Origin of the sequence: Prosthecobacter sp. (genome assembly GCF_034366625.1) — a bacterium.
GTDB lineage: Bacteria > Verrucomicrobiota > Verrucomicrobiia > Verrucomicrobiales > Verrucomicrobiaceae > Prosthecobacter.
This window is the reverse complement of sequence record NZ_JAXMIH010000014.1, coordinates 342121-368377: the sequence shown is the minus strand read 5'-3', so window position 1 is coordinate 368377 and position 26257 is coordinate 342121. Positions and strand designations below refer to the sequence as shown.

The window sequence follows — 26257 nt, the reverse complement described above, 5'->3', positions numbered from 1 at the left end:
GGCGATGAACCGGGCACTCCGGCAGCGTAGAAGAGCGATGCAACTCCGCCCAGCTCTTTTTCTTTGCGCTTCATTCGTCCTTCATTCCGCTTTCGCGGAGGAGATCAAAGACGGCCAGTTCGCCGTCATCTCGAACTTAAAAGCCGGAGTCGCGAAAATCGACATCACGCCGCCGGATGCCGCAGCAGTCAAGATCGTGGGGCATGTGCGGCAGGTCACAGGAGTGCGCGATCCGCTGCGGGCGGGTGTTTTGATCCTCGATGATGGCGAAACGAAGGCTGCCATCGTCACGCTGGACACCATCGGCGCGTGGGAGGACATGGTGCGTGATGCGCGGGCGAAAATCGAAGCCGAGACCGGTGTTCCGGCGGCAAACATCCTCATCGCGGCCTCTCACAACCACTCAGGGCCGGGTTACGTCGAAAACATGCGCTGGGCGGCTGATTTGATCAAAAAACTCGGTGCTGCGGCCAAACAAGCAGCCGAGAGCATGAAACCGGTGAGCGTCGGCTACAGCGAGGAGAGCATCAGCTTCGGCATCAACCGACGCAAGACCTACGACGGCCGTGCGGTGGTCAGTTTGAACTCTGACGGGCCGAACGATCCTCGCGTGAAGGTCCTGCGCTTCGACGACGGCACCACCCTCACGCCGCTGGCGGTGATCATGCATGCCGTCTGCCATCCGTGTTTCTTCACCTGGGGAGACAAAGGCTCGCAGCCCTATCCGAAGGGTTATCCGAAGATGAGCGCCGATTTTCCCGGCGAGGCGCAGACCTTTGTCGAGATGTGTTACGCGCAAAAGACCAGCGCCCTGTTCATGCAAGGCTGCGCGGGCGACATCCGGCCGAATCTGCCCGGTTATCCGTATCGCTGCGCGGATGAAGCTGACATCCAGTGGGCGGGCCGCGATCTCGGCGGTGCTGTTGCGCGCGCGGCGGCCTTCAGTCTGACGCGTGAGCAATTGCACAGACGCGAGACCTTCTATCAAATCCGTGTCGCCAGCGAGGTCGTCGAACTTCCCGGCAAAGACGGGCCTGTGCGCGCTGAACTCATGGCGATGAAGATTGGCCCCTTCCTCCTGCTCACCATGCCTGGCGAGCCGATGGTCGAATACGGCTTCAAGCTCGAAAAGGCCATCTCCGACCGCGCCACGCCCATCATCGTCGGCTACGCAAACGGCAACATCGGTTACATCGCCACCGCCGAGGCGCACACCGTCGGCGGCTACGAGCCCAATCGTTCCATCCTCAAGCCCGAAGCTGAGGCCGTCATCCTCAAACAACTCGGCTCGCTCGCCGACCGCGTCGTCGGCGATGTCTTCGAAAGCTTCTCGAAGCACCCGAAGGACATGCAGAAGCGCGATGCCGAGGAAAAAACTCGGCTTCAGTCCGCACCAACGGCCAAACCTTGATTTTTTCATCATCATGACCCACCCGCTCGTCTCATATCCCCAACTTTCCAATACTCCAACATCTCACCTCCCCTTCAGCCCCTGTGTGGTCGTGGGTGACTTGATCTTCGTCTCCGGCCAGGCCTCCGTCGATCAGCAGGGCAACATCGTCAGCGACACTTTCGAAGGCGAATTCCGCCGCAGCATCGAAAACGTCCGCAAAGTGCTCGAAGCCGCGGGCAGCGACCTCGCGCATGTCGTGCAGACGCGGAACTACGTCCGCGATGCCGAAGACGTGGCGCTCTACAACCAGCTCTATCGCGAATACTTCCCGCAGCCCTCGCCTGCGCGCACGACCATCACGAACTGCCTGCCGCCGTCGCTCAAATACGAGGTGGAGGCCATCGCCGTGCGCAAACCTGCTCAATGACCTCCATGAACAACGACGAAGCCGCCCGCCGCGCCTACTGGGCCGAACAAATGGAACAAGGCTATGCCATCGTGCAGAAGCTCATCGAGTTTCCGGTGAACGAATGCGGCGAGCGCTTTGCCTCCATTTCCGATGCCGCTGCTGCTGCGAAGGTGGAGATGCAGTTCTCCACCAGCAAGATCGCGGGTGATCTGGATCGCGTTTACTTCCTGCGCGAGAGCCTCGTGCGCGATGTCATCACCATCGGCCGCGAGATGAACGAACGAGGCTGGATTCTGAAGATCGAGGACGGCTTCCGCTCGCTCGACATGCAGCGCCAGCTCGTGCGCAAGCCGTCCGTTTTCGATACGGTGTTGAAAAAATGCATCTGGGAGCTTGGCGGCCAGATTCCAACGCCGGATTTCATGTTCCGCCGCGCCATCGTGCTGACGGCAAACATGCCGAAGATCGGCGCGCACATGTCCGGCTCCGCCATCGACATCTCGGTCTTCCTTCGCGACGACGGCACCGAGGTCTGGCGCGGTTATCCGTATCTCGAAATGAGCGAATGCACGCCGATGCGCTCGCCCTTCGTCGCGCCGGAGCACATCGCCACACGGCTGGAGATCTGCTCGATGATGGAGAAGCACGGCTTCATTCATTTCCCCTTCGAGTTCTGGCACTTCGACAAAGACGACGCCGGGATGCACATCCTCACCGGCAATCCCGCGCCCTGCCGTTTCGGTCCCGTGAACTGGAATCCGCAGACCAACGAGGTCACTCCGGTGGAAGACCCGCTCGCCTTGCTCAATCCGCTGCCGATCATTGAGCGCGAAATCTCGGCGGCCTTGGAGTGGGCGAAGAATTGAACTCGAGGTAGAGGCCCACATCACACTCCACCCGCCGTCAGCTCATCCAGATGCCGTTGCCGATACGCGGCGGGAGTCAGGCCCGTGTGGGCGCGGAAGGCGCGGGTGAAGGCGCTTTGATCGTAGAAGCCACATTCGAGGGCGATGGCTCCAGCGGTGTGATCCGTGGCGATGAGATCCTGGCACGCGGCATGAATGCGCTGGTGGATGAGATAACGCATCGGCGGCTCGCCGAGCAGCTTGTGAAATAGGCGTGTGAACTGCCGCTCCGACAGATGCGTGAGCGCAGCGAGCTTCTTGGTTTCGATGGGCTCGCGAAAGCGCGTGTGCAGATGGCGTAGCGCAGGTTCCAACTGCTGGAAGGGCTGCGCCACGCCGCCCACCTCATGCATGTCGTAGAGCACGAGAGCCACACCGCTGATATGTCTACGCATGTCCCGCAGCGGTGAGACGGAGACGACATACCAATTCAGCGGGCCGCTGATGTCCGGCACCATTTGCGAGTAATAGGTGCGCGTCTTGCCCGTGCGCATCACACGCCGGTCTTCATCCACGAAGCTGGCAGCTAGCTCGCGGGGAAAGAAGTCGCGGTCCATCTTGCCGAGCATCTGCCACTCGTGCTCCAGATTGAAGATCTTCAGCGTGCGGGCGTTGGCGCAGACGAAGCGACTTTCCTTGTCCTTGGCCAGGAAGGCGATCATCGGCAGCGTGGCGAAGAGCGCGGAAAGCTGGAGGCCGCCGCCCATGCGTTTGAGAAATGCCTGCTGGAATTGCTGCGCCCGGCGTTGTTCGTTCATGGCCGGAAAATACCAAAGGTTGACGCTCCCGGCCAATGCTTTGAGCCATCGGGCAGCGTTATACTTGTCGCATGAAAAAGACTGTCGCCATCTTTGGAGCCAGCGGAAAACTCGGACGCCACGCGCTGGCGGTTCTGGCCCGGCGCGGTTTTGCGGTGAGGGCGCTGGTGCATCGCACACCGGTGGTGGGCGAGAACATCACCTCGGTGACCGGCAGCATCACGGACGCGAAGGCCGTTGAAGAAACGGTGCGCGGCGCGGACATCGTGGTGCAGCTCGCCACGACGAAGGAAGACGCGGACACCTTCTTCGACGTGAGTGTGCGAGGCACTTTCAACATCCTCGAAGCCTGCCGCCGTCAGAGTGTGAAGCAGTTCATCCTCTTCGGTGGCGATGCCGCGCAGGGCATCTGGTTTTATCCGCAGCCGATTCCCATCGACGAAAATCATCCGCTCACGGCCTACCCAGGCTACTACGCCTTCTCCAAGGTGATGGAGGAGACGATGGCCGCACAGTATGCGATTCAATACGGCGTGCCGGTCACGGTGCTGCGCTCGTCGTGGGTGTTTGAGCACGACGACTTGCTGAATCACTTCTCGTTGCTGCGGAGCGTGAATCCTGCCGAGCCGGGCCACGGTTTTGGCGAAGTGAGCGATGACATTCTCGCACTCGTGCGGGCCAAACAGGAGCGCATTCCGATCCTCATGGACGCGAACGGCGTACCGCTGCGTCGGCACATCGTGCATGTCGATGATGTGATGCAGGCCTTTGATCGCATGATCGACAATCCGTCCGCATTCGGCCAGACCTTCAACATCGCCGGGCCGTCGGCCTTCGATTACCGCGTCGCAGCGGACTATCTGTCGAAGCAGCTCGGCGTGCCGACAGTGGAGATTCCCAGCCCAAAGTATCACCCGTTCGAGATCAACATCACCCGCGCCCGCACGGTGCTTGGTTACGCCCCGGAGAATGATTTCTTCCGCATGGCCGACCGTGCCATCGCAGAAAGAACATCAACAACATGAGAACATTCCATCACATCGGCCTGCCGACAGACGAGAGTCATCCCGGCGAGTATTTTGTCGAAGACACCAAGGTGTGGGTCACTGACCCGCGCAAGCATCCCTACAAGGTCGAGTATCTGCGCTTTGAAGCAGACAGCCCGGTCACGGGTCCGGTGCGTGACCTGCCGCACGTCGCGTATCGCGTGGACGACATCCAGGCGGAACTGCTTGGAGAGCAGGTGCTCATCGAGCCCTTCGAGCCTTCGCCGAACTTCACCGTGGCCTTCATCCTCAAGGACGGCGCGGTGATTGAGTTCATGAAGTTTGAGAAAGACAGCGATCTACCGTGGAAATAAAATCATGAACATCAAAGACAAGGTCATTCTGGTCACCGGCGGCACGTCGGGCATTGGCGAGGCATGCAGCCGACATTTTGCAACGCTCGGCGCGCGCGTGGTTATCGCGTCGAATCAACAGGAGCGCGGAGATGCTCTCGAAAAGGAGCTGCGCGATGCCGGTCATGACGTGCGCTTCGTCTTCGCCGACGTGTCGCGCGAAGAGAGCGTGAAGGCGATGGTGGAACGCGCGGTGGAGCTTTACGGGCGCATCGACGGCGTGCATTGCAACGCGGGCGTCTGGGGCAAGGGCAAGGTCACGGAGTTCGATGACGCCGCGTGGGACAAGCTCATGGGCGTGAACGTGAAGAGCGTGTTCTGGACCGCGAAGCACGTGATTCCCGTGATGGAGCAGCAGGGCCAGGGCGTGTTCCTCATCACGACGTCGGTGGCGGCGTTCATCGGCTTCCCGGCGCATGCACTCTATTGCGCGTCGAAGGGCGCGCTGGAGTCCTTGATTCGCTGTCTCGCGGTGGATCATGCGGGCAAAGTACGCGTCGTCGGCATCTGCCCTGGAACGATCGACACGCCGATGCTCGCGGCGAGCTGCGAGGGCTGGGACAAGCCCGTCGCCGAGCTTTACGCCGATGTCGCACGCCGCATCCCAGTGCGCCGCCTTGGACAGCCCATCGACATCGCGCAGACCGCCGCCTTCCTGCTCAGTGATGACGCAGGCTACATCAATGCCACCTCCATCGTGCTCGATGGCGGCACCATGGCGCTGCCGCCGTGGTGAAGTGAAAAGGAAGTCCCCAGACAACAATCCACCCACTCCACTCATGAAAAAAGTGAAACACGGCATCCTCGGTCTCGGCTGGTTTGGCGAGAAGCATTGCGAAGCGCTCGCGGCGATCCCCAATGCGGAAATCTACGCGGTCTGCACCCGCAACTCCGATCGTCTCGCCGAAGTGGCGAAGAAGTTTGGCGTGAAGAAGACCTTCACCGACTACCACGCGATGCTGGCTGATCCCGAATTGGAATCCGTCAGCATCACCACGATGTGGGATCAGCACGCCGCGCCTGCCGTGGCCGCGCTTCAGGCCGGGAAGCACGTCTTTTTGGAGAAACCGATGGCCTCGACCGTCGCCGACTGCGACGCGATCGTCGATGCGGCCAACACGGCGAAAGGCTTCTTCATGGTCGGCCATATCTGCCGCTTCAATCCGCGCTATGCGGCAGCAAAGCAGGAGATCGAGGCGGGAAAGATCGGCAAGATCATCTCGATGTATGCGCGCCGGAATTTGCCCGCGTGGGTGGGCGCCTCGGTACTCGACAAGATCGGCCCGATCATCGGCGATGGCGTGCATGACACCGACCTGATGTTCTGGTTCAGCGGCTCACGCGCCGTGTCGGCGTATGCGCAGACGGTGCAGTTCCGCCAGCACGCCAATCCCGACCTCGGCCACGTCATGTATCGGCTGGAGAGCGGCGCGTCGTGCATTTTGGAGTCCGTGTGGTGCCTGCCGGACACCACGCCGTTTCAAATCGACGAGCGTCTCGAAATTGTCGGTACTGAGGGCTCCATCTCCATCCACGACACGCATCCCAACCTCATGATCGTGGACAGCAAAGGCACCCGTTGCCCGGACACGACCTACTGGCCCACGATCCACGGCCAGCTCCGCGGCGCGCTGCGCGACGAGCTCGCCTACTTCGTGAACTGCGTCGCCACGGGTGAGAAACCCACCGTCATCACGCCCGAGGAATCGCGAGAGGCCGTTCGCGCCTGCCTCGCCGCCGAGGAATCCGCCCGCACGGGCCAGGTGGTGAAGATTTGAAAATTACAACGCCAAGAACCCTTCCCATGAAACCGAATCACCGCCTCTTCTTCATCGCAACGTTCACATCTGCCGTTTGCAGTCTCTTCTTGTCCGTCGCGGCGCTTCATGCCGCCGAACCGACCAAGGGCGAGGCGAAACGAGTGGATCTCGGTGGTGGCGTGACACTGGAGGTCATCTTCATCCCGCCCGGCGAGTTCATGATGGGCAGCACGCCGGCGGAAAAGCAGTGGGCCACGGGAATCGAAGGCGGCGCGCAGCCAGGGACGACGCGCGAGTCGTTCGAGGGTGAGCAACCGCGATTGACGCGCGTGAAGGACGGCTTCTGGATGGGCCGCACGGAGGTGAGCGTCGGACAGTTCCGGCGTTTCGTGGAAGAGTCCGGTTTTGTGACCGACGCCGAGAAGCCTGGCGGAGAGACTCAGGTGTTCGATCCCGAATGGGACGGCTACCATCTGACGACGCAGGTGGTGCATCCGTGGAAGTCCATGAAGGGCAAGAGCTGGCGTGACCCGAACTGGGGATTTCCGAACAAGGACGTCTATCCAGTCGTGAGCGTGAGCTACAACGACATGAAGGCGTTTGGCCAATGGCTGACACAACAGGAAAGCAAGGCAGGCCGGCTGCTGGAGGGCCTGGAATACCGGCTGCCCACGGAGGCGGAGTGGGAGTATGGCTGCCGCGGCGGCAGCAAGGAGAGCCGCTATTTCTGGTGGGGAAACGAGATCGAGAACGGCGAAGGCAGGCTGAACATCTCCAGCATGGATGTCCTGCCGGGACGCACGAAAGCATGGCCGCTCGCCAAGGTGCCGTGGAGCGACGGCTATTCCTTTGTCTCTCCCGTGGATCACTACGGCGAAAAGGGCCGCAACGGTTTTGGCCTCGCCGACATGTGCGGCGGCGTGTGGGAATTTGTCATCGACCACTTTGACCCGAAGGGCGGGCATGAGGATGTCCATTATCAAAACGCGGAGCAAGGCACCGTAACTCGACCCGTCTGCCGTGGTGGAAACTACTTCGACGTTCCTGGCAATGCGCGTTGCGCCGTCCGGTTGGGAATTCGGGATGTGACCTATTCGGACTCACGCGACGGATTTCGCATCTGCCTGGGCCGGCCTGTAGCTGGGAAGTAGCCTGCATTTCTGGACACATCTTATTATGAAGACTCTGCTTCGCCTCATCCTGTCGCTGACTCTCATCGCCGGAGCAGAAGCCGCCGACTGGCAAACCGCGCGCGTGCCTGGCAAACTCGACTTCACCGGCACCGCCTGGCTGCGCGCGTGGGTGAAGGTGCATGACAGCTTCTTCCTCAAGCACGAGCGCAACTTGTTTGAAGAATCCGTCGGCGTGAACATCCGCGATCTCACGGGCGCGCATGAAGTGTGGGTGAACGGGAAGAAGATAGGCACCGGCGGCGCATTCCCGCCAGCCTACCAGAGCGCGGGTAGCACATTGTTTCGTCACAAGGTTCCCGTCGGCACGCTGCGCAAAGGTGAGTGGAACGAGGTCGCCATTCGCATGCATGTGCCGTCCGGCCCGGGCGGATTCCTCGGCGATGCGCCCTTCATCATGAACTATGAGCAGGAGTGCATTTTCGAGGGCGAGTGGGAGTTCCGCGCTGCCGACGATTACAAGCCGGGCGGTGCGCTCACGCAAAAACCCGCGCGCGCCGCGTTCGACAGTTTTCACGAGTCGCAGCGCGTGCTCGGCCGCACCGAGCAGGTGCATGGGCCGAAGCTGCCGCCGAAGGAGTCCGCAGCAAAGATGAATGCCTTCGATGGTCTCAAGACCGAGCTTGTCTTGAGCGACCCGCAGATCGCGCAGCCGTTTCATTTCAGCTTCGACGAGCGCGGACGCATCTGGGTGGCGCAGACGCGGCAGTATCCGTATCCTGCGGGCCTCACGATGCTCAGCCGCGACAAATACTACCGCGCGGTCTATGACAAGGTGCCCGTCGCGCCGCCGAATCATGTTCGCGGCGCGGACATCATCTCGGTTCACGAGGACACGGATGGCGACGGTGTTTACGACAAGCACAAGGTCTTCGTGGACGGCCTGAACATGGCCAACGCCGCCGTACGTGGTCGCGGAGGTGTGTGGGTGATGCATGTACCGTATCTGATCTTCTATCCTGACAAGGACGGCGACGACGTTCCCGACGGACCGCCGGTGACGCATCTCTCCGGCTTCGGATTCGAAGACACACACGCGCAGGCAAACGGCCTCGTGTGGGGACTCGACGGCTGGCTTTACGGCTGCCAGGGCAGCGGCACGTCATGTCGCGTGCGCCGGCCCGGACTCGATGCGCCGGACTCGCCGGGAGCGCATTTCGAGGGCTGCATGGTGTGGCGCTATCATCCGGAGACACGCGCATTTGAAATTTTCGCCGAGGGCGGCGGCAACACGTTCGGCGTCGAGATGGATGCGCAGGGCCGCGCATATTCCGGCCACAACGGAGGCAACACACGCGGCTGGCATTATATTCAGGGCGGCTTCTACCTCATGCAGGGCGTCACACCCGGCAAATTCGGCCCACCGCGCAATCCGTATGCGTTCGGCGATCTGCCGATGATGGCGACGACCGATCCCGTCGTGCGCTTCACCCACTTTGGCGCATTTGCCGATGGCAGCGCGATACCGTCGAAGTTAGCTGGCATGCTTTTCTCCATTGATCCGCTGCACAATGAAGTCATTGCCAGCCGGCGGATGCCGCGCGGCTCGACGTTCGACACCAAGGATCACGGCGTGGTGGTGAAAAGCAGTGATGCCGCGTTTCGTCCTGTCTATATCGCCAACGCGCCCGACGGCTCGATCTACGTCTCGGACATGTATGAGTTCTACATCGCGCACGGCCAGCACTATCAGAACCAGATCGATCCCACGACCGGACGCATCTACCGCATCGCGGGCAAGGACGCGAAGCTCGAAACGGACATCAATCTCGCGGCGAAGAGCACGGAGCAACTCATCGCATTGCTCGGCCATCCGAACAAATGGCATCGCCACACCGCTGTGCATTTGCTTGGCGAGCGCAAGGATCCGAAGGCCGCGCCGGCGTTGAAGCAAGTCATCGCGAAGGACACCGGCCTCGCCGCGCTGAATGCGCTGTGGGCGCTGCATCAATCAAGCGGCCTCGACGATGCCACGGCGGTGCTCGCGCTGAAGCATGCGAATCCGTCCGTGCGCTCGTGGGCTGCGCGCCTGCTCGGCGATGAATACGGCATCAATCGCAATCTCGGCCTGCCGCCCGCGCGCAAAGAGGCGCAGTTGCTGCCGACCAACGTGTTCGACACACTCGTCGCACAGGCCGTGGCGGAGAAGGATGCCGAGGTGCGCTCGCTTTTCGCCTGCACCGCGCGCCGACTCGCCGACGTGCAGGCGTTTCCGCTCATCGCCGCCGTGATGGGGCACGACGAGGATGTGAACGATCCCTACATCCCGCTGCTCTGCTGGTGGGTCTTCGAGGCGCGCATTCCGTCCGCCACTGCCGAGGTGATGGATTTTCTCAAGACACGTGCGCTGTGGGATGAGCCGCTGGTGATGCAGCAGGTGCTGCCGCGTGTCGTGCGACGATTTGCCGTGGATGGAAAACGGCAGGAGTTGCTGCTCGTCGCCCAATTGCTGAAGCTCGCGCCGGGCAAGGAACAGGCGACGCAGTTGTTGAAGGGATTTGAAGAGGCGTTTCGCGGACGTGCCATGACCGGGCTGCCGGAGGAGCTGATCACCGCGATGGCGTCGTCCGGCGGCGCTTCGCTCGCGATTCGTCTGCGCCAGGGCGATGCCGCAGCCGTGAAGGAAGCGCTCGCTATTGTCGGCGATGCGAAGGCGAAACCCGAAGACCGCCTGCTCTACGCCCGCAGCTTCGGCGAAGTGCGCAGCGCCGGTGCCGTGCCCGTGTTACTGAAGGCCGCCACGACTGATCGCAGTGTCGAACTGCGCAAGGCCGCCTTTGCTTCACTGAGCGCGTATGACCATGACAGCATCGCCACCGGCACGCTGGAGGCTTTGCCGAAGCTGCCCGAAGACGTGCGCGCCGCGGCCCTTACCCTGCTTTCCAGCCGCGCAAAATGGACGCAGGCGCTGATGGCGGAATTGCAGTCGGGCAAGCTCAGCCTCTCGCTTGTGCCGAACGACATCGCGGACCATCTGCGCATGAACCGCGACAAAGCGATCAGCGAAGCGGCGGTGAAACTTTTTCCGAAGGCGACGACCACTGGCTACGACTACAAGAAGAAGCTCGCGGAGGTCGAGGCGGCGTTGACGCGCGGCGCTGGCAACCCATATCAAGGCGAGGCCACCTACATGCAGCGCTGCGCGAGCTGCCACAAACTCTTCTTCAAGGGCGGCAACATCGGACCCGAACTCACCACCTACCAGCGCGACAATCTCGGAACCATGCTCATCAGCATCGTGAATCCCAACGCCGAAATTCGCGAAGGCTTCCAGTTCATCACCGTGGAGACGAAGGACGGCCGCAGCATCGGCGGCTTCCAGGTGGACCGCGACAATCAAGTCACCGTGTTGCGCGGGCTTGACGGCCAGGACGTGACCCTCGGCGCGCAGGACATCAAGGCCGTGCAGCCCATGGGCCGCAGCCTCATGCCCGAGGGCATGCTTGAAGGCCTGACCGAGCAGCAGCTCCGCGATTTCTTCGCCTACCTGCGCATTTCGCATCCGATCACCAAGTAATCCCATCCACACGCCATGAATCCACCACTCGACCGCCGCACGTTTGTCACCCGATCCGCCGCCGCGCTTGCCGCGTCGATGGCCGGAGTTCCGATCATCGGACGCGCCCAATCAGCGCCGTTGAAGCTCGGCATCATCTCTGCGGCGACGTATGCGCCCACCTATAACAACCCTGCCGCGCCGCGCATGCCGGGCTCGCATCACGGCACCGCTTTTTCCACGACGTTCAATGGGTGGGACGAGGAGAAGGCGAAGCAGCTCAAGGGCACCTTCGTCAAATCAGGCCGCAGGCTCGAAGGCGCGCGCGTGGTGAAGATCTGGGACACGGACAAAGCCGCCGCGCGAGCGCTGGCAGATGTCTGTGGCATCGAGACCGTGACTGACACGCCCGAACAATGCTGCGACGGTGTCGATGCCGTGCTCATCGTTGATGACGGCAGCGGATCGCAATGGAAATACGCGGAGCATTCGCTGCGCAAAGGCGTGCCCACGTTCTGCGACAAGCCGCTCGCCATGACCGCGCGTGAGGCCGCCGCCGTGGCGAAGCTCGCACGCGAGACGAAGACGCGCTTCATGTCCGCCAGCAGCCTGCGTTTTGTGCCCGACATCATCAAGCTGCGCAACGAACTGCCGCAACTCGGCGAGGTGCATCTCGCGAGCGTCATCTGCGGCAACGAACTGGTTTATTACGGCATCCACGCGCTCTCGATGGCCTACGCCGTGCTCGGCAAGGGCGCCGTGAGCGCCATCAACGTCGGCAAGTCCGGTGCGAACATCGCGCGACTGCGCTTCGGCGAGAAGCGCGATGTCGTGCTCATGGTCGCCGACAAAGAAGCGATGCGCAGCGGCTACCAGATCAATCTCTACGGCGAGAAGGGCTGGCGCACGGTCACGCCCGACTTGACGAATCTTTACGCCTACCTGCTGGAGGCCTTCCTTGATCTCGTCATCACCGGCAAGGAGAGCGTGCCCATCGAGGAGGAAGTCGAGGTCATCGCAGCGCTAGAAGCCGCCAAACGTTCCCTCGAACTCGGACGCGAGGTGAAGCTCAGCGAGGTGCTCGCGGGCCTCTGATGATTTGATCCAGACAAACAACCGCAAGCCCCCATCAAAACCATGAAACCCACCGACTCCAACCACCTGACTCGTCGTGATTTCTTCCAGCAAAGCGGCAAAATCGTCGCCGCATCCGCTCTGGCCGGGATCGCCATACCGCACGTCCATGCGGCGGGCAGTGACACCATTCAGCTTGCCATCATCGGCAGCGGCGGACGTGGCAGCGGTGCCATTGCCAATGCGATGGAAGCCACCGGCAGCACCACGAAGCTCGTCGCCATGGCCGATCTGTATGAAGACCGGCTGCAGCGGTCGCACACGGTTCTCTACGACAAGTTTCAAGAGCGCATTGATGTGCCCTCGGAGCGCCAGTTCATCGGCTTTGATGCTTTCAAGAAGGCCATCGATTCGCTGCGGCCTGGATCGGGCGACATCGCGCTGCTCACCGGCTATGCAGGCTTTCGACCGCAGCAGCTTGAGTATGCTGTGGAACGCGGCGTGAATGTCTTCATGGAGAAATCCTTCGCCACCGATCCCGTCGGCGTGAGGCGCGTGATCGCTGCCGCCGAGGCTGCGGAGAAAAAGGGCGTGAAGATTGCCGCTGGTCTCATGTGCCGTCATTCGCCGAACCGCGAGGAACTCATCCGCCGCCTCCGCGCCGGTGAACTGGGCGATCTGCAATACACCCGCGCCTATCGCATGGGGCCTGCGGGAGGGCTCGGACCAAAGCCAGCGGACAAGAGCGAGCTGGAGTGGCAGTTGCGCAACTTCACGAAGTTCTACTGGGTTTGCGGCGGACTTTGGGCGGAAATGGATATCCATCAGATCGACGAGCTTTGCTGGCTGCACGATGCACTGCCTGTCTCCGCGCAGGGCGTGTGCGGACGCGCCGCGAACAGCCAGGATTGCAGCCAGAACCTCGACGCCTTCAATGTCGAGTGGACCTTCCCCAACGGCACGCGGGCCATGCACACCGTGCGCTACATCGCGAAAACGCAGAGCCACTTCGCCACCTATGTGCATGGCAGCAAGAAAGCCGCGCAGTTCTCCGGCAACACGCATGCCGCCGATGTGGAGATTTACAAAGACCAGAACACCAACCGCAGGAACATCGAATGGCGCGCGCCGAAGGAAAAGCACACCGTGTGGCAGAATCAGTGGAATGATTTCCTCGATGCGATCCGCACGAACAAGCCCTTCAATCAGGCGAAACGTGCCGCGCACTCCAACCTCGCCGCCATCATGGGCCGCGCCGCGATGCACATGGGTCGCAGCGTGACGTGGGACGAGGCGCTCGCGTCGAAGTTCGAATGGTTCCCCGGCATCGACCAGCTCACGCATGAGAGCGAACCGCCGATCAAGTCTGATGACAAAGGCCGCTACCCGGTGCCCGTGCCCGGCCAGTGGACGGAGCTTTGAGTATCCAACGCCAACCCTTCATGAACCAAATCGACCTCAATCATCGCAACGCCATCGTCACCGGAGGCGCGCGTGGCATTGGCCGCGCCATCGCCGAACGCCTGCTCGCCTCCGGCGCTCGTGTCTCGCTGTGGGATGTGGACGCGGCAGCGCTCGCGCAGGCTTCGGCTGAAATGGGCACGCCGGACACGGTGCATACCGCCACCGTGGATCTCGCCAATCTCGTCTCCGTCCAAGCGGCCACCGAGGCCACGGTGAAAGCCTTTGGAAAACTCGACATCCTCGTGAACAACGCCGGCATCACCGGCGGCAACGCGAAGACTTGGGAGATTGATCCCGCTGACTGGCAGCGCGTGATGGACATCAATCTCAACGGCCCGTTCTTCTGCTGCCGCAGCGTCGTCCCGCATCTGCTGAAGAATGGCTACGGCCGCATCGTCAGCATCGCCTCCATCGCTGGGAAGGAAGGCAACCCGAATGCAGCGCATTACAGCGCGTCGAAGGCAGGCGTCATCGCGCTGACCAAGTCACTTGGAAAAGAACTCGCGACTTCCAACATCACCGTCAACGCCGTCACACCCGCCGTCATCGCCACAGACATCCTCCTGCAGATGCAGCAGTCTCACATCGACTACATGCTCTCGAAGATCCCCATGGGCCGCTTTGGCAAAAAGGAGGAAGCCGCCGCGCTCGTCGCCTGGCTCTGCTCCGAAGACTGCTCCTTCACCACCGCCGCTGTGTTCGATCTCTCCGGCGGTCGCGCGACATACTGAACTCCAGCACTCGCATGTAAAGCGAGCCGCCGCCGCAAAGTGTGCGGTGCCAGTCCGTATTCCAATCCTCCATGCACCGATCACTTCTCCCTTTTCTCCTCCCGCTCGCCGCTTTCGCCCAATCCGGCCCGCCACCGAAAGCGCCCGATGTGCCGAAGGATCTGCCACCGCAGATCGAAACGTTACAACCCGGCGTCAAACTCACATTGCTGGCCGAGCATCCCGATCTCGTCACGCCGACGGGCATTGATGTCGATGAAAAGGGCAACATCTGGCTGGCTTCCTGCCACACGCATTTTCGTCCGCAGGGCTATGTGGGACCTGAGCACGATGAGATTGTGGTCTTTGATGCCAACGGCAAAAACCGCCGCGTGTTTTACAACAAGACCGATGCCACGATGCATGTCGAATGCGGCCCGGACGGCTGGATTTATCTCGCGGAGCGTGATCGCATCCTGCGAGTGAAGGACACGAATGGCGATGGCGTCGGCGATTTGGAAGAGAACCTCGCCACGATGAACACGCTCGCGGATTATCCGCACAACGGCCTCAGCGGCATGGCCTGGCATCCCGATGGCGGCCTCGTCTTCTCGCTCGGCGAGAACTTCGGCAAAGACTGGACCATCACTGGCACCGACGGCATGAAAGTGAGCGGACGCGGTGAAGGCGGCGTCTTCCGCTGCACCGCCGATGGCAAACAGATGCGTCGCATCGCACGGGGCTTCTGGAATCCGTTTGGACTGCTCGTGCGCAAAGACGGCGAAATCTTCGCCGCTGAAAACGATCCCGGCAGCCGTCCGCCGTGCCGTTTGCTCAATGTTGTCGAAGGCGCTGACTACGGCTTTCAGTGGGTCTATGGCAGCGCGCCCGTGCATCCCTTTGTCGCATGGAACGGCGAGTTGCGCGGCACGCTCGGCATGGTGCATCCGAGTGGCGAGGGGCCCTGCGCGGTCGTCGAACTCGGCGGCGGCGTGATGATTCCCTCGTGGAGCGATCACAGCATCGACTACTTCCCGCTCACGCGAAAAGGCGCGGGCTACACCTCCGAGCGCATCCCGCTGGTGCGCGGCAGCGATTTCTTCCGCCCCACCTGCATGGCCGTCGGCCCCGACGGTGCGTTCTACATGAACGACTGGGTGTTCAGTTCGTATCCGATCCACGGCCGTGGTCGTCTCTGGAAGGTGGAGATCGACAAATCGAAAGCAAACTGGCTCAAGACCACGCCTGACCCGCTCAACGATGACGCGCGTCTCGCCCAAGAACTGCGTGAAGGCAAAGCGAAGCTGAGCACCAACAAGCTGCTCGAACTCGCCCGTGGTGGTGACTCTTATCTCTCCGATGCGGCTTTGACCGCTCTCGCTCGTCAGCCATGGACCGTCGCTGAACTCAAAAAGCTCCCGGCAGCCGATCGCGTCTGGGCCTTCGTCGCGCTTCGTCGCGCCGATTTGAACGACGAAAAGTGGGTGCGGGCCTTTGTGGCCGAAACCGATCCCGAAATGCGTTTCGAGTGCCTGCGCTGGATCGCCGACGCCGTTTTGACGAAGTTCATGCCCGAGGTCGAAACGATGCTTTCCGACCCCACACTCGATTTCCGTCTCTTCGAGGCCGTTCTCGCCACTTGGAACACCCTGCGCGGCGAACCCGGCGCGGGCGTGACCAATCCCGAGGTGCTCGTCGAACGCATCACGAATCCGAAAACGCCCGCACGACTCAAAGGTTACGCGTTGCGGCTTGTTCCTGCCACGCACAAGGCGCTCACCGTGCCGTTGCTGAACGAACTCCTCGCCACAGGCGATGACGTGCTCACGCTTGAAGTCGTGCGCACGCTCGCCGCCCGCAAAGCCTCCGCAGAAGTCGCCGCCGATGAAAAACGCAGCCCGCAGCTCCGCGCGGAAGCCATTCTCGGCGTCGAAGACACCGCCTTGCTGCAAAAGCTCGCCAAGAGTGACAACGCCACCATCCGCGATGAAGCCCGTCGTGGCCTGCGCTTCACCGAGCACGACAAGTCCTTCACCATGAGCACCGCTCGTCCCGTATTCGACGACACCGTCGCGTGGTTGAAGATGCTGGATTCACTTCCCGGTACTGCCGACGTCGAGGCGGGTCGTCGTCTCTTCTTCCATCCCAAAGTCGCCCTCTGCGCCTCCTGCCACCGCCAAAGCGGCCGTGGCAACGTGGTCGGCCCCGACCTCACCCTCATCGCGCAGCAAGGCGACCGCGCCGCCATCCTGCGCTCCATCCTGGAGCCGCATCGCGAAGTCGCCCCGCAGTTTTATCCATCTGTGGTCAAATTGAAGGACGGCACCGAGTTCATCGGCATTCTTCTGCGCTCCTCCAGCAGCGAGGTCTTCCGCGATCTCACCGGCAAAGAACGCTCCTTCCCCGAAGCCGACATCGTTAGCCGCACCGAGTTGAAGACCTCTCTCATGCCACCAGGACTCGTCATGTCGCTGACGGATGCGGAGCTGCGTGATCTGCTGGCCTTCCTCACCTCCAAACATGAGCGTTAAAGGCATCGTTGCTGGCTTGCTGCTGTTCTCCAGCCTCGCTTCCGCTCAAGAGCCGGCGCAACCCGCCGAGTTTGAGCACGCAGGCGTCATTGCTGCCTGGAAGGCCTACGCCGACGTGCTCACTTTCGGCAAGGGGCAAACGCTCGTCTTGCTCGACGATGGCTGCACTATGTCGAGGCCGGAATGGAAAGCTGTGATCGACGGCGTGCCGAAGGTGCGCGTCACTTTTGATGCCGTGGATGGTGATGATGACCCGAAGCACGAAGGCAAGGGTTATCACGGCTCGACGATCGGCATTCCATCCTCGGTGAACTACGGCGGCAAGCGCGGCGTGGCCTACAATAACCAGATCGCGGTGGTGCGCAGCCTTGAGTGCTGCCACTGCAAGATCACCGACAGCGTCTCGCTTGCCCGTGCTTTGCAGTGGGTCATCGACCATCACGCCGAGCATCACATCACCACCGTCAATTTGGCACCCGTCGATGACAAAGAGCATGCCGAGCCTGTACCGACCGAGATCGATGCTAAACTCGCGACGTTGCGCGCACTTGGCATTTGGGTCAGTGCTCCGGCGGGCAATCACAACTTCACCAAGGGCATCTCGTGGCCTGCGTCACAGCCGAACTGCTTCGCCATCGGCGCAGTCACTCCCGGCAAAGACATCGCCATCCTCGACCGCAGCACCAAGATCGACCTCCTCGTGCCTGCACGGGCCACGAGCAGCTCCAACGCCATCCTCTGCGGCTCCGCCGTGCTCCTGCGCGAGGCCATCGAGAAAAGCGGCTATGATTGGAGGGCTGACGGCAAGAACATCGCCGACGCGATGATGAAGATCTTCCAAAAGACCGGCAAACCCGTCGAAGACGCCGCCACGAAGCAATCTTTCCGTCGTCTCGACGTTATGGCGGCCTTGCAGCATGTGCTGAAGAAGTAACTGCTGCCGCGCCCGCTTTATGAAATACTGCCTTTCCCTCCTCGGTATGCTGTTTGCCCCGGTGGCTGAGATTGCTGTCGCGGGGACGCTTGCCAGCGAAGTGGTGTCTGCGCCGGGGGTGGTGTGGCAGCGGCACACCATCGACAATACCTCGCGTGGCGCGGATGGCGTGAAGCTGGGAGATCTCAATCGTGACGGACTGCCCGACATCGTCACCGGCTGGGAGGAAGGCGGCGTGGTGCGCGTGTATTTGAATCCAGGCGCAGCCAAGGCGCGCGAAGCATGGCCGCAAGTTACGGTGGGCGAGGTCAAAAACGTGGAGGAGGCAATCTTTGCCGATCTCGATGGCGATGGCAGGCTGGAGGTCGTCAGCGGAACGGAGGGCAAGACGCGCACGCTGTATTGGCATCGCCCAGAGGGTGATAAGTGGCGCACGGATGCTTTTCCAGCCACGGCCAACAAGCAGATGTGGATGCAGGTGGCGGCGCTCGATCTCGACGAACAGCATGGCGTCGATTTACTGGTCGCTTCCAAGAGCCAAGACGCCGCTGTCGGCTGGCTGCAAGCGCCACCGAAGCCGGATGAACTTGGCGCGTGGTCATATCATAAGCTGCGTGATGCCGGCTGGGTCATGTCGCTTGCACCACATGACATGGATGGCGATGGTGACGCAGATGCGCTGTTCAGCGACCGCAAAGGCAGCCGCACCGGCGTGTTCTGGCTCGAAAATCCCGGCGCTGCGGCCAATCGCGATCACGCGGCGTGGCAGGAGCACGCGATTGGCGGATTGGGCAAGCAAGTCATGTTTGCTGATGTCGGCGATGTGAATGGTGACGGCCTGATGGATGTGGCGGTGGCTGCCAAGCCGGTCGAGATCGTGCTTTGTCTGCAAAAAGCCGATGGTGGCTGGCAGGAGCAGGTTTTGACCCTTGATGGCGCAAAACTTGGCGATGCCAAGGCAGTCAAGATTGCCGACATGAACGGTGACTCACTGCCAGATCTGCTGTTCACCTGCGAAAACGCCAAAGCCGAACTCGAAGGCATCGTGTGGCTGGAACAACAGCGTGGCGGCCCGTGGAAACAACACACGCTCGGCGGGCCGGAAGGACTGAAGTACGATCTCATGCAGACGCTCGATCTCGACGGTGATGGCGATCTCGATGTCATCACCTGCGAGGAACGCGACCAACTTGGTGTGATCTGGTATGAGAATCCGCAGCGCTAATTAAGATGCGGGCTGATTCGTTGCATCTGCATGAGTCACGACCGCTTCATCGTTGCCCTGCTGTTCGTGCTCGTGCCCGGTTTGGTCCTGAACTGGAACGAGAGGCCGAGTTCTGCCTTTGATGGCATCCTTGCCCGGTTGCGACATGAGTGCGATCCAACGAACCCGGAGGCGGATTACTACTGGTCGCAGCGCAGCATGCCGACGGAGAGAAAACGCGAGGCCATCATCCAGGACTGCCGCAGGATTGGCGCGGCATTGCTGCCAGACGTGCGCAGACAAATGAAGCAGGAGCTGGATGACGAGATGCGCGGTATGCTCATTGTGATTGCTGCCGCGCTCGGCGATGCGGATTCGGTCAAAAAGGCGGGACGGGAGATGGCCTGGTCGGACTTTCACGCCGTGCGCATCAGCGCGGCGAAAACACTGCGACGTCTCCAGGATCGCCAGACCATCGAGTGGTTCTTCGCGGCGATGGACGACGGCCATTTCGTCGTCAACGGCGGCTGCGGCACTCTGCGGGAGAAGTTTTATCCTGTGCGATGCATCGCACGTCTAGCGTTGTGGGAGGTGGTCGCCCGCCATCCTGATGATAGTGTGGCGCAGAGATGGCTCGGTTTGTTGAATGAAATGGAGCCCTTTGAGACTTTTGAAGATTTGTCGCGGCGCATGGCGGAAGCCAAGAAGCGCGAATTAGAGGCGAGGGCGGAGGCTGAATATCGCCTGCTGAAAGGGAAATGAGAGGAAAGGCTAAGCGCGGCATGAGAATCCGTCTCGTTGAGACGCGTAATGGTGTCCGCATGATTTTTCCGCGTTTCATTTTCCTCTGGGCTGTTTTGGTTTGTTCCTTCACGATGGCGCAGGAGACGATGCTGGAGGCGAAGCGGCTGCATCTTGGCAAACCAGGCCAGTTCGAGTGGGATGTGTTCAAAGATCGTCCGGTGGATGCGGAGCGGCTGGAGATGCGGTTTCAGGCGAAGGCGAACGCGGTGGAGCACACGTTGCGCATCTGGCAGCGGGATGTGAAGCTAGGATGGCCGGTGTTCATTAACGGAAACAAGCTCGGCACACTGACGACGACGGAAACGCCGCTGGAGTGCGTGTTGGCGGTGCCTGCCGGTGCTTTGCGTGATGGGGAGAACGTTTTGATCATCGAAGCACCTCCAGCACTCGATGACATCGAGGTGGGGCCGGTGTTTCTGGATGCAAGACCGGTGAACGAGGTGATTGGCGGCGCGAGTGTGACGGTGAGTGGCGATGGCTTGCCCTGCCGGTTCACGCTGACGCGAAAGGACGGCACGTTACAGCCGTTGCGTGCCGAGCCTGCGGGTGATGTGGCCGTGAGGACTGGGGTCGTTTACACCAGACTGGGCCGCGTGATGCTCTCGATGCCGCCGGGTGATTATGTGCTGCATGCAGGACGCGGTTTTGAATGGGGCGTGGCGCGTGTGGCACTGTCTTTGAAAGCGGGTGAGGTCAAAGAGGTGTCGGTAAAATTGCGGCGTGAGGTGGACACGCGCTGCTGGATCGCTGCGGACAGCCACATCCACACGCTCACACACAGCGGCCATGGCGATGCGCGGCTTGAAGAACGCATGCTCACCATCGCGGGGGAGGGGATCGAGCTGGCGATCGCCACGGATCACAATCATCACACCGATTACGCGCCTGCCGCCGCCAGCATGAGCGTGGCGGATCATTTCACGCCGGTCATCGGCAACGAAGTCACGACGAAGCACGGCCATTTCAATGCCTTCCCGATCCAACCGGGCGCGGCGCTGGTGAATCACAACGAGCAGGACTGGGCGAAGCTCATCCCGGCCATCCGCGCCACGCCGGGCGTGCAGGTGATCACGCTGAATCATCCTCGCGACCTGCACAGCGGCTTCGTCCCGCTCGGCGGCGTGCAGTTCAATCCCAAGACGGGCAAACATCGGCAGGCTGAAGCGCTGGACATTGATGCGATGGAGGTCGTCACGTCAGCGGCGATGCAGTCGGACATTCATCTGTTGTATCGCGACTGGTTCGCGCTGCTGAATCGCGGACATCGCATCGCGGCGATTGCCTCAAGCGATTCGCATGATGTGAACCGCTTCATTTTGGGCCAGGGCCGGACTTATGTGGCGGCGAAGGATGCTGATCCGGCGAAACTGGATCTGGATGCCGTCTGGCGCAGCTACCAGCAGGGACGTTTGCTCGTCAGCCTCGGATTGATGACGACGCTCAAGGTCGATGACCGATTCACTGTCGGCGATCTTGCCACCGGGCTCGGCGAGCAGGTCAAAGTCGAGGCCGTGGTCAGTGGACCCGCCTGGGTGAAGGCGGATCACATCGAACTCTTTGCCAACGGCATCCTGATCCGCAAGCAGGCCCTCAACGATGAACATCGTGCCGGTGAAAAAGCGCGCATCACCTGGAGCTTGCCCAAACCCGCGCATGACGTTCATCTGGTCGTCATTGCCACAGGGCCGGGCGTCACCGAACCGTTTTGGGAGATTCCGCGCCCATATCAACCGAGCAGCAAGACCTTCACGCCACGCGTCATTGGCTCCACCAATCCCATCTGGATCGATGCCGACGGTGATGGCCGGTTTCAATCCGCCTTCGCCATCGCGCAATCGCTCATCCAGCGCTTCGGCGGCGATCAAGACAAGCTGCTTAATGCTTTGAAGAAGCACGACGAGGCGGTCGTAATCCAAGTTGAATCACTTCTTTCCCACTGATCCCTCTAGACCATGAAATGTCTCGCTCTTGGACTCGCCTTTGTTTTCACCATGCTCAGCGCTGCCGCGGCACCCGCTCTCCGCGCCGGTGCCGCGGCAGTGGACATCACACCGAATATTTTCCCTCTGAACATGCCCGGCGGCTTCAGCGCAAACATGGCGGAGAAGGCGCATGATCCCTTTCATGCACGCGCCCTGGTGCTTGATGATGGCAAAACGACGCTGGCAATGGTCGTCGTCGATAATCTCGGTGCAGGTCCGGATGTGCTGAACGAGGCCAAGGCCCTCGCAGCGGCAAAGACGGGCATGACGGTGGACAAGATGCTCATTAGCTCCACACACACGCACAGCGGGCCGTCTTTGAACACACGCAGCGAGGCAGCCGCGGCCTACTACAAGCAATTTGTCGCAGGCGTGGCGGAGTCGATCATCAAAGCCCACACGGCGCTCCAGCCTGCCACCATCGGTGCGGCGGCGCATCCATTGCCGGATGAAGTTTTCAATCGCCGCTGGTATCTCAAGCCGGGCAAGATGCCGCTCAATCCATTCGGCAGGATGGACACCGTAAAGATGAATCCAGGCACGAGCCCAGATGTGCTCGAACGCCCTGCCGGTCCGACCGATCCTGACATCACGATTCTCTCTGTCGAAGACACGAAGCGCAAGCAGGTGGCACTGTTCGCAAACTACTCGCTGCATTACGTCGGCGGCGCGCCAGCCGGCCAGATGTCTGCGGACTACTTCGGCGAATTTGCCCGCATCATGCCTTACCGCCTGCGCGGAAACGGCAAGATGGTGGCGATGATGTCGAACGGCACCTCCGGCGACATCAACAACATCCCCTTCGGCGTCACGCGGCCACCGCGCGAGCCGTTCGAGCAGATCCGCCTCGTCGCCGCCAAAGCTGCCGATGCCGTGTGGTTCGCCCATCAGAAGATCGGCAAGCATCGTGGCGATGCACCTCTCGGCATGATGCAGCGCGAGATCACGCTGAAGTATCGACGCCCCAGCGCACAGGATGTGGCTGAAGCCAGGGCAGTGCTCGCAGTGAAGGACAAAGAGGCCGTCGAGAAACTGCCGCGTCTCGCACAGAATTATGCAGGCAGCGTCATCGCAGCGGCGGAGCGCAAGGAAGAGACGATCACGGTGAAGTTGCAGGCGATCCGCATCGGCGATCTGGCCGTGTGCGGCATTCCCTTTGAGACCTTCGTCGAGATCGGGCTCGATTTGAAGAAGCGCAGTCCTTTTCTACAGACCATGGTCATCGGCCTGGCGAATGGCAGGCATGGCTACCTGCCAACGCTGGAGCAGCACAAGCTCGGCGGCTACGAGACCTGGCTCGGCACGAACTCAGTGCAGGAGGACACCTCGGTGATTCTCACGAAGAACCTGCTGGAGATGCTCGCAGAACTGAAGTCGGCGGAGTGAGATCATCCGTTTGGAATAACAATCTCAACGATCAAGCCCGCTGGCTCTCGCAAGCGAGCGGTCACCGTGCCGCCGCAAGCATCGATGCAGCGTTTGGTGATCGCGAGGCCAAGGCCGCTGCCACCGGTGTTGCGACCGCGTGCGGCTTCGGGCCGATAGAAGGGCTCGAAGAGACGTGCGAGTGAATCGGCGGGAACGCCGGGGCCTTGATCGAGGACTTGGATGGTCACTCGGTCGTTTTGACTGCAGGCGTGGATCTCGATGTCTCTGGCATAGCGGACAGCATTGCGTAAAACATTACCCAAGGCTCGATCCAGAGCCGAGCGCAGCGTGTGAAAATTCAAGTCTTCGACGATAACCCGGATCTCACATTCCGGCGCTTCACGGGCGATGACTTGGTCGATGAGTTCACGCAGGTCGAAAGTCTCGGCGGTTTCACGATCAGGCAACGTCGCCGCTTTGGAGAAAGCGAGCACCTCCTCCACGAGCTTCGCCATGTGCTGGAGTTCGTTATCGAGCTTTTTGAGGTAGGTCTCCTGCTCCGGTGTGCTGCGCTGCTCCACGACGCCGAGGGCCATCTGCATTCGCGCGATGGGCGAGCACAGCTCATGCGCGACATCTGCCGTGATGCGGCGCTGCTGCGCGACATAGTCTCCGAGCTGCGCGGCCATGACATTAACGGAAGTGGCGAGTTCGCCGAGTTCATCGCCGCGTGTGTCGGACAGGCGCACGTCGAACTTACCCGCTGCGATCCGTCTGGAGGCCTCATTGGTACGACGAATCGCTTCGGTTATGCCCCGGACGACTGGCAACCATAGCAGGGCGGAAAAAAGAATGCCGCAACTGAAGAGGATCGCCCAAGGCGTCCAGTTAAACAGCAGGCCGTTTGCACTGACGTCACTGGATACCATCACCATGGTGAGCGGATGCCAGAAGTCGCCCTGCTCATAAAGAATGTCCATGTGGATGCCTGCCCAGTAGCGGGTGGGATTTTCGCTGCGCAGCAGGAATCTCGGTTTGGGTGGCTGAGACGAGGCCTCGGGGCGCTGTGGTCGCTGGCGAGGTTCAGCCCTGCGTTTGTCGATCAGACTCTTGCGTACTTCTTCCGGTGGATCGGGCGCATGACCCAGAACAAGCTGCCCGTCGGAACTGAACAAGGCAAAAGTCACGCCTCGGCGATCTTCATAACGCTCAAGCACATCCAGCCAGCCGTTTTGTGGCTTGCTGATCAACTGGTCACGAAGACGGGCCGACAGATGTTCGAACTTGCTGCCGGGTGGACCGCTCAGCAGCCATTCGAGTTCCGGAGTGATGAGCTTGCTGACATACACATACCCAAAAAGCGCCAGCACCGCCAAGTTCACCAGGAACCAGAGGAGTATCTTGCCGTAGAGCGGTAGTTTGAGGCGGCTCATCATCCGGGAGTCACGAGTTGATAGCCATAGCCGCGCACGGTTTTGATGAAGCGCGGTTCCTTCGGGTCATCACCGAGTTTTTTGCGCAGCATGGAGATATGCATGTCGATGGCGCGATCAAAGACATCCCACTCACGGTCAGCGACTTCTTCGATGAGTTGCTCCCGCGTCTTCACGCGACCGTGGGCTTTCGCAAGCGAGAGCAGCAGGCCGAACTCGGCTGGCGTGAGTTGCAAAGGCTCGTCGCCGAGCACGACGGCGTGTGACTCTGGATTGATGCGCAGCTCACCGACCACGATTTCCTTGATGGGAACAACAGGAACCGTTTCCGAAATCCAGCCGGTGCGTCGAAGCAGCGCCCGCAACCGCGCCAGCAACTCGCGCGACGAAAAAGTCTTCGGCAGATAGTCGTCGGCACCGAGTTCGAGGCCGACAATGCGGTCCACCTCCTCGCCACGCCCAGTGAGCATCATGACGGGCACCTTTGACTTTGCCCGGATGCGCCGCAGCACTTCAAAGCCATCGCAGCCGGGCATCATGACATCGAGGATGATGGCGTGCCATTGCTCGCTCGTGGCACGTTCTGCCCCATGCACACCGTCATGCTCCATTTCGACTTCAAAACCCATCGGCTTCAAATAGTCCGCAACGAGCTGGCAAAGCTCGGCGTCGTCATCAATGACCAGGATGCGGATGGAGGATGTCACTCGCATACTATCGGCACTGAGGCCTCATTTCGCGAGGGTCTTTACTGGATGCTGACAAAGTTCTTTGTGCATTGCCCCGATGGCGTACGATTTGTCTCGCTATCGGGCTATGGCTCTCGCTGGTAGGCAAATGATCGAGATGCTCAATGCGATGGACCAGTTTGGTTGGGCTTCGATGCCTGGATGTCTTGGGGCAACAGAGTCCATGCGCTTGAGGGCTGAATGTGAGGATGCTTGTGATCGAGGTGATTTCAAGCGTGCCGGCGTGGGGCGTGGGCTGAACCTAGAGGTTCGTGACGACATCCGGCGGGATCAGGTGATGTGGCTGCAAAGCGATGCGGCCTCAGTGGAGCAGGTCACCTATTTAGCAAAGCTGGAGTTGCTTCGGCTGGGTTTGAACCAGCGGTTCTTCCTCGGACTGTTCGAGTATGAGGGCCACTTCGCCATCTATCCCGAAGGGGCCTTCTACAAGGCGCATCTGGATCGTCATACGGGTACGAGCGACCGCATTGTGACGACGATTCTCTATTTGAATCCGAGCTGGCAGCCGGGTGATGGCGGCGAACTGAAGTTGTGGACGACTTCAGGAGACAAAGCAGGTGCCTTCATCCTGATCGAGCCGCGCATGGGAACGATGGTGTGCTTCATGGCCGGAGACTTCTGGCACGAGGTGCTGCCTGCAAAGAAGACGCGCATGAGCATCACGGGCTGGTTTCGCCAGCGTTGAAGCGTCTTT

The 26257-nt window shown here is 61.0% G+C and carries 22 protein-coding genes; 19 read left to right on the top strand and 3 right to left on the bottom strand.

The features are described from left to right. The first annotated feature begins 37 nt into the window (after nt 1-37). The 3 genes from U1A53_RS17340 to U1A53_RS17330 are packed head-to-tail and all read left to right on the top strand — an operon-like array spanning nt 38 to nt 2668. Nucleotides 38-1411: a hypothetical protein gene (locus U1A53_RS17340; protein ID WP_322282902.1), complete on the top strand. Its 1374-nt coding sequence runs from the start codon at nt 38-40 to the stop codon at nt 1409-1411. Nucleotides 1412-1424: 13 nt separating this feature from the next. Further along, nucleotides 1425-1820 carry a RidA family protein gene (locus U1A53_RS17335; protein WP_322282900.1) on the top strand — a complete coding sequence of 132 codons (396 nt, stop codon included), beginning with the start codon at nt 1425-1427 and terminating at the stop codon, nt 1818-1820. A 5-nt stretch (nt 1821-1825) separates the two neighbouring features. Further along, nucleotides 1826-2668 carry a M15 family metallopeptidase gene (locus tag U1A53_RS17330; RefSeq protein WP_322282898.1) on the top strand — a complete coding sequence of 281 codons (843 nt, stop codon included), beginning with the start codon at nt 1826-1828 and terminating at the stop codon, nt 2666-2668. 20 nt (nt 2669-2688) lie between these two features. Here the strand turns inward: U1A53_RS17330 and U1A53_RS17325 are convergent, their stop codons facing one another. Next, nucleotides 2689-3465: an AraC family transcriptional regulator gene (locus tag U1A53_RS17325; RefSeq protein WP_322282896.1), complete on the bottom strand. Its 777-nt coding sequence runs from the start codon at nt 3463-3465 to the stop codon at nt 2689-2691. Nucleotides 3466-3536: 71 nt separating this feature from the next. On the opposite strand from U1A53_RS17325, the gene U1A53_RS17320 reads away from it, so the two are divergent. The 15 genes from U1A53_RS17320 to U1A53_RS17250 all read left to right on the top strand — a co-directional run bounded on the left by U1A53_RS17320 (nt 3537) and on the right by U1A53_RS17250 (nt 23399). Further along, nucleotides 3537-4490 carry an NAD(P)-dependent oxidoreductase gene (locus U1A53_RS17320; RefSeq protein WP_322282894.1) on the top strand — a complete coding sequence of 318 codons (954 nt, stop codon included), beginning with the start codon at nt 3537-3539 and terminating at the stop codon, nt 4488-4490. Beyond that, nucleotides 4487-4825, top strand: a complete 339-nt coding sequence (locus U1A53_RS17315) for a hypothetical protein (RefSeq protein ID WP_322282892.1) — start codon at nt 4487-4489, stop codon at nt 4823-4825. The genes U1A53_RS17320 and U1A53_RS17315 overlap by 4 nt, the downstream gene beginning before the upstream one ends. Before the next feature lie 4 nt (nt 4826-4829). After that, a complete protein-coding gene (locus U1A53_RS17310; protein ID WP_322282890.1) occupies nt 4830-5600 on the top strand; it encodes an SDR family oxidoreductase in 771 nt (256 codons plus the stop codon). A 43-nt stretch (nt 5601-5643) separates the two neighbouring features. After that, nucleotides 5644-6642: a Gfo/Idh/MocA family oxidoreductase gene (locus U1A53_RS17305; RefSeq protein WP_322282888.1), complete on the top strand. Its 999-nt coding sequence runs from the start codon at nt 5644-5646 to the stop codon at nt 6640-6642. A 26-nt stretch (nt 6643-6668) separates the two neighbouring features. Further along, nucleotides 6669-7775 (top strand): SUMF1/EgtB/PvdO family nonheme iron enzyme, encoded by a 1107-nt coding sequence (locus tag U1A53_RS17300; RefSeq protein ID WP_322282886.1) that lies wholly within the window; start codon nt 6669-6671, stop codon nt 7773-7775. Between the two features lie 25 nt (nt 7776-7800). Continuing rightward, complete coding sequence (locus U1A53_RS17295) at nt 7801-11331, top strand: PVC-type heme-binding CxxCH protein (protein WP_322282884.1); 3531 nt, start codon at nt 7801-7803, stop codon at nt 11329-11331. Between the two features lie 15 nt (nt 11332-11346). Continuing rightward, nucleotides 11347-12405, top strand: coding sequence for a Gfo/Idh/MocA family oxidoreductase (locus U1A53_RS17290; protein WP_322282883.1), 1059 nt, complete (start codon nt 11347-11349; stop codon nt 12403-12405). A 42-nt stretch (nt 12406-12447) separates the two neighbouring features. Beyond that, entirely contained in the window at nt 12448-13806 is a 1359-nt protein-coding gene (locus U1A53_RS17285) for a gfo/Idh/MocA family oxidoreductase (protein WP_322282882.1), read from the top strand. 20 nt (nt 13807-13826) lie between these two features. After that, complete coding sequence (locus U1A53_RS17280) at nt 13827-14579, top strand: SDR family NAD(P)-dependent oxidoreductase (RefSeq protein ID WP_322282880.1); 753 nt, start codon at nt 13827-13829, stop codon at nt 14577-14579. 71 nt (nt 14580-14650) lie between these two features. Continuing rightward, complete coding sequence (locus U1A53_RS17275) at nt 14651-17089, top strand: PVC-type heme-binding CxxCH protein (RefSeq protein WP_322282879.1); 2439 nt, start codon at nt 14651-14653, stop codon at nt 17087-17089. Then, nucleotides 17079-18023, top strand: coding sequence for a S8/S53 family peptidase (locus U1A53_RS17270; RefSeq protein ID WP_322282877.1), 945 nt, complete (start codon nt 17079-17081; stop codon nt 18021-18023). The genes U1A53_RS17275 and U1A53_RS17270 overlap by 11 nt, the downstream gene beginning before the upstream one ends. A gap of 19 nt (nt 18024-18042) precedes the next feature. Next, nucleotides 18043-19248 (top strand): VCBS repeat-containing protein, encoded by a 1206-nt coding sequence (locus U1A53_RS17265; protein WP_322282876.1) that lies wholly within the window; start codon nt 18043-18045, stop codon nt 19246-19248. A 30-nt stretch (nt 19249-19278) separates the two neighbouring features. Beyond that, complete coding sequence (locus tag U1A53_RS17260; protein WP_322282874.1) at nt 19279-19989, top strand: hypothetical protein; 711 nt, start codon at nt 19279-19281, stop codon at nt 19987-19989. 59 nt (nt 19990-20048) lie between these two features. After that, on the top strand, nt 20049-21971 hold the full coding sequence (locus U1A53_RS17255; protein ID WP_322282872.1) for a CehA/McbA family metallohydrolase: 1923 nt from the start codon (nt 20049-20051) through the stop codon (nt 21969-21971). Between the two features lie 12 nt (nt 21972-21983). Continuing rightward, nucleotides 21984-23399, top strand: a complete 1416-nt coding sequence (locus U1A53_RS17250) for a neutral/alkaline non-lysosomal ceramidase N-terminal domain-containing protein (RefSeq protein WP_322282871.1) — start codon at nt 21984-21986, stop codon at nt 23397-23399. Between the two features lie 2 nt (nt 23400-23401). On the opposite strand, the gene U1A53_RS17245 is transcribed toward U1A53_RS17250, so the two are convergent. After that, entirely contained in the window at nt 23402-24817 is a 1416-nt protein-coding gene (locus U1A53_RS17245) for a HAMP domain-containing sensor histidine kinase (protein WP_322282869.1), read from the bottom strand. Further along, complete coding sequence (locus tag U1A53_RS17240; RefSeq protein ID WP_322282866.1) at nt 24814-25521, bottom strand: response regulator transcription factor; 708 nt, start codon at nt 25519-25521, stop codon at nt 24814-24816. Before U1A53_RS17240 ends, U1A53_RS17245 begins: the two co-directional genes overlap by 4 nt. A 265-nt stretch (nt 25522-25786) precedes the next feature. On the opposite strand from U1A53_RS17240, the gene U1A53_RS17235 reads away from it, so the two are divergent. Further along, the gene (locus U1A53_RS17235) at nt 25787-26248 is read left to right on the top strand and encodes a 2OG-Fe(II) oxygenase (protein ID WP_322282864.1); all 462 of its coding nucleotides are present in this window, start codon (nt 25787-25789) and stop codon (nt 26246-26248) included. The last annotated feature ends 9 nt before the right edge of the window (nt 26249-26257 follow it).

What these genes read in the sequence shown, in the direction of transcription:
- U1A53_RS17295 (WP_322282884.1), top strand. Translation starts at nt 7,801, where the DNA reads ATGAAGACTCTGCTTCGCCTCATCCTGTCGCTGACTCTCATCGCCGGA.
- U1A53_RS17300 (WP_322282886.1), top strand. Translation starts at nt 6,669, where the DNA reads ATGAAACCGAATCACCGCCTCTTCTTCATCGCAACGTTCACATCTGCC.
- U1A53_RS17285 (WP_322282882.1), top strand. Translation starts at nt 12,448, where the DNA reads ATGAAACCCACCGACTCCAACCACCTGACTCGTCGTGATTTCTTCCAG.
- U1A53_RS17250 (WP_322282871.1), top strand. Translation starts at nt 21,984, where the DNA reads ATGAAATGTCTCGCTCTTGGACTCGCCTTTGTTTTCACCATGCTCAGC.
- U1A53_RS17290 (WP_322282883.1), top strand. Translation starts at nt 11,347, where the DNA reads ATGAATCCACCACTCGACCGCCGCACGTTTGTCACCCGATCCGCCGCC.
- U1A53_RS17305 (WP_322282888.1), top strand. Translation starts at nt 5,644, where the DNA reads ATGAAAAAAGTGAAACACGGCATCCTCGGTCTCGGCTGGTTTGGCGAG.
- U1A53_RS17340 (WP_322282902.1), top strand. Translation starts at nt 38, where the DNA reads ATGCAACTCCGCCCAGCTCTTTTTCTTTGCGCTTCATTCGTCCTTCAT.
- U1A53_RS17260 (WP_322282874.1), top strand. Translation starts at nt 19,279, where the DNA reads ATGAGTCACGACCGCTTCATCGTTGCCCTGCTGTTCGTGCTCGTGCCC.
- U1A53_RS17320 (WP_322282894.1), top strand. Translation starts at nt 3,537, where the DNA reads ATGAAAAAGACTGTCGCCATCTTTGGAGCCAGCGGAAAACTCGGACGC.
- U1A53_RS17310 (WP_322282890.1), top strand. Translation starts at nt 4,830, where the DNA reads ATGAACATCAAAGACAAGGTCATTCTGGTCACCGGCGGCACGTCGGGC.
- U1A53_RS17275 (WP_322282879.1), top strand. Translation starts at nt 14,651, where the DNA reads ATGCACCGATCACTTCTCCCTTTTCTCCTCCCGCTCGCCGCTTTCGCC.
- U1A53_RS17255 (WP_322282872.1), top strand. Translation starts at nt 20,049, where the DNA reads ATGATTTTTCCGCGTTTCATTTTCCTCTGGGCTGTTTTGGTTTGTTCC.
- U1A53_RS17335 (WP_322282900.1), top strand. Translation starts at nt 1,425, where the DNA reads ATGACCCACCCGCTCGTCTCATATCCCCAACTTTCCAATACTCCAACA.
- U1A53_RS17330 (WP_322282898.1), top strand. Translation starts at nt 1,826, where the DNA reads ATGAACAACGACGAAGCCGCCCGCCGCGCCTACTGGGCCGAACAAATG.
- U1A53_RS17265 (WP_322282876.1), top strand. Translation starts at nt 18,043, where the DNA reads ATGAAATACTGCCTTTCCCTCCTCGGTATGCTGTTTGCCCCGGTGGCT.
- U1A53_RS17245 (WP_322282869.1), bottom strand. Translation starts at nt 24,817, where the DNA reads ATGATGAGCCGCCTCAAACTACCGCTCTACGGCAAGATACTCCTCTGG.
- U1A53_RS17280 (WP_322282880.1), top strand. Translation starts at nt 13,827, where the DNA reads ATGAACCAAATCGACCTCAATCATCGCAACGCCATCGTCACCGGAGGC.
- U1A53_RS17315 (WP_322282892.1), top strand. Translation starts at nt 4,487, where the DNA reads ATGAGAACATTCCATCACATCGGCCTGCCGACAGACGAGAGTCATCCC.
- U1A53_RS17325 (WP_322282896.1), bottom strand. Translation starts at nt 3,465, where the DNA reads ATGAACGAACAACGCCGGGCGCAGCAATTCCAGCAGGCATTTCTCAAA.
- U1A53_RS17270 (WP_322282877.1), top strand. Translation starts at nt 17,079, where the DNA reads ATGAGCGTTAAAGGCATCGTTGCTGGCTTGCTGCTGTTCTCCAGCCTC.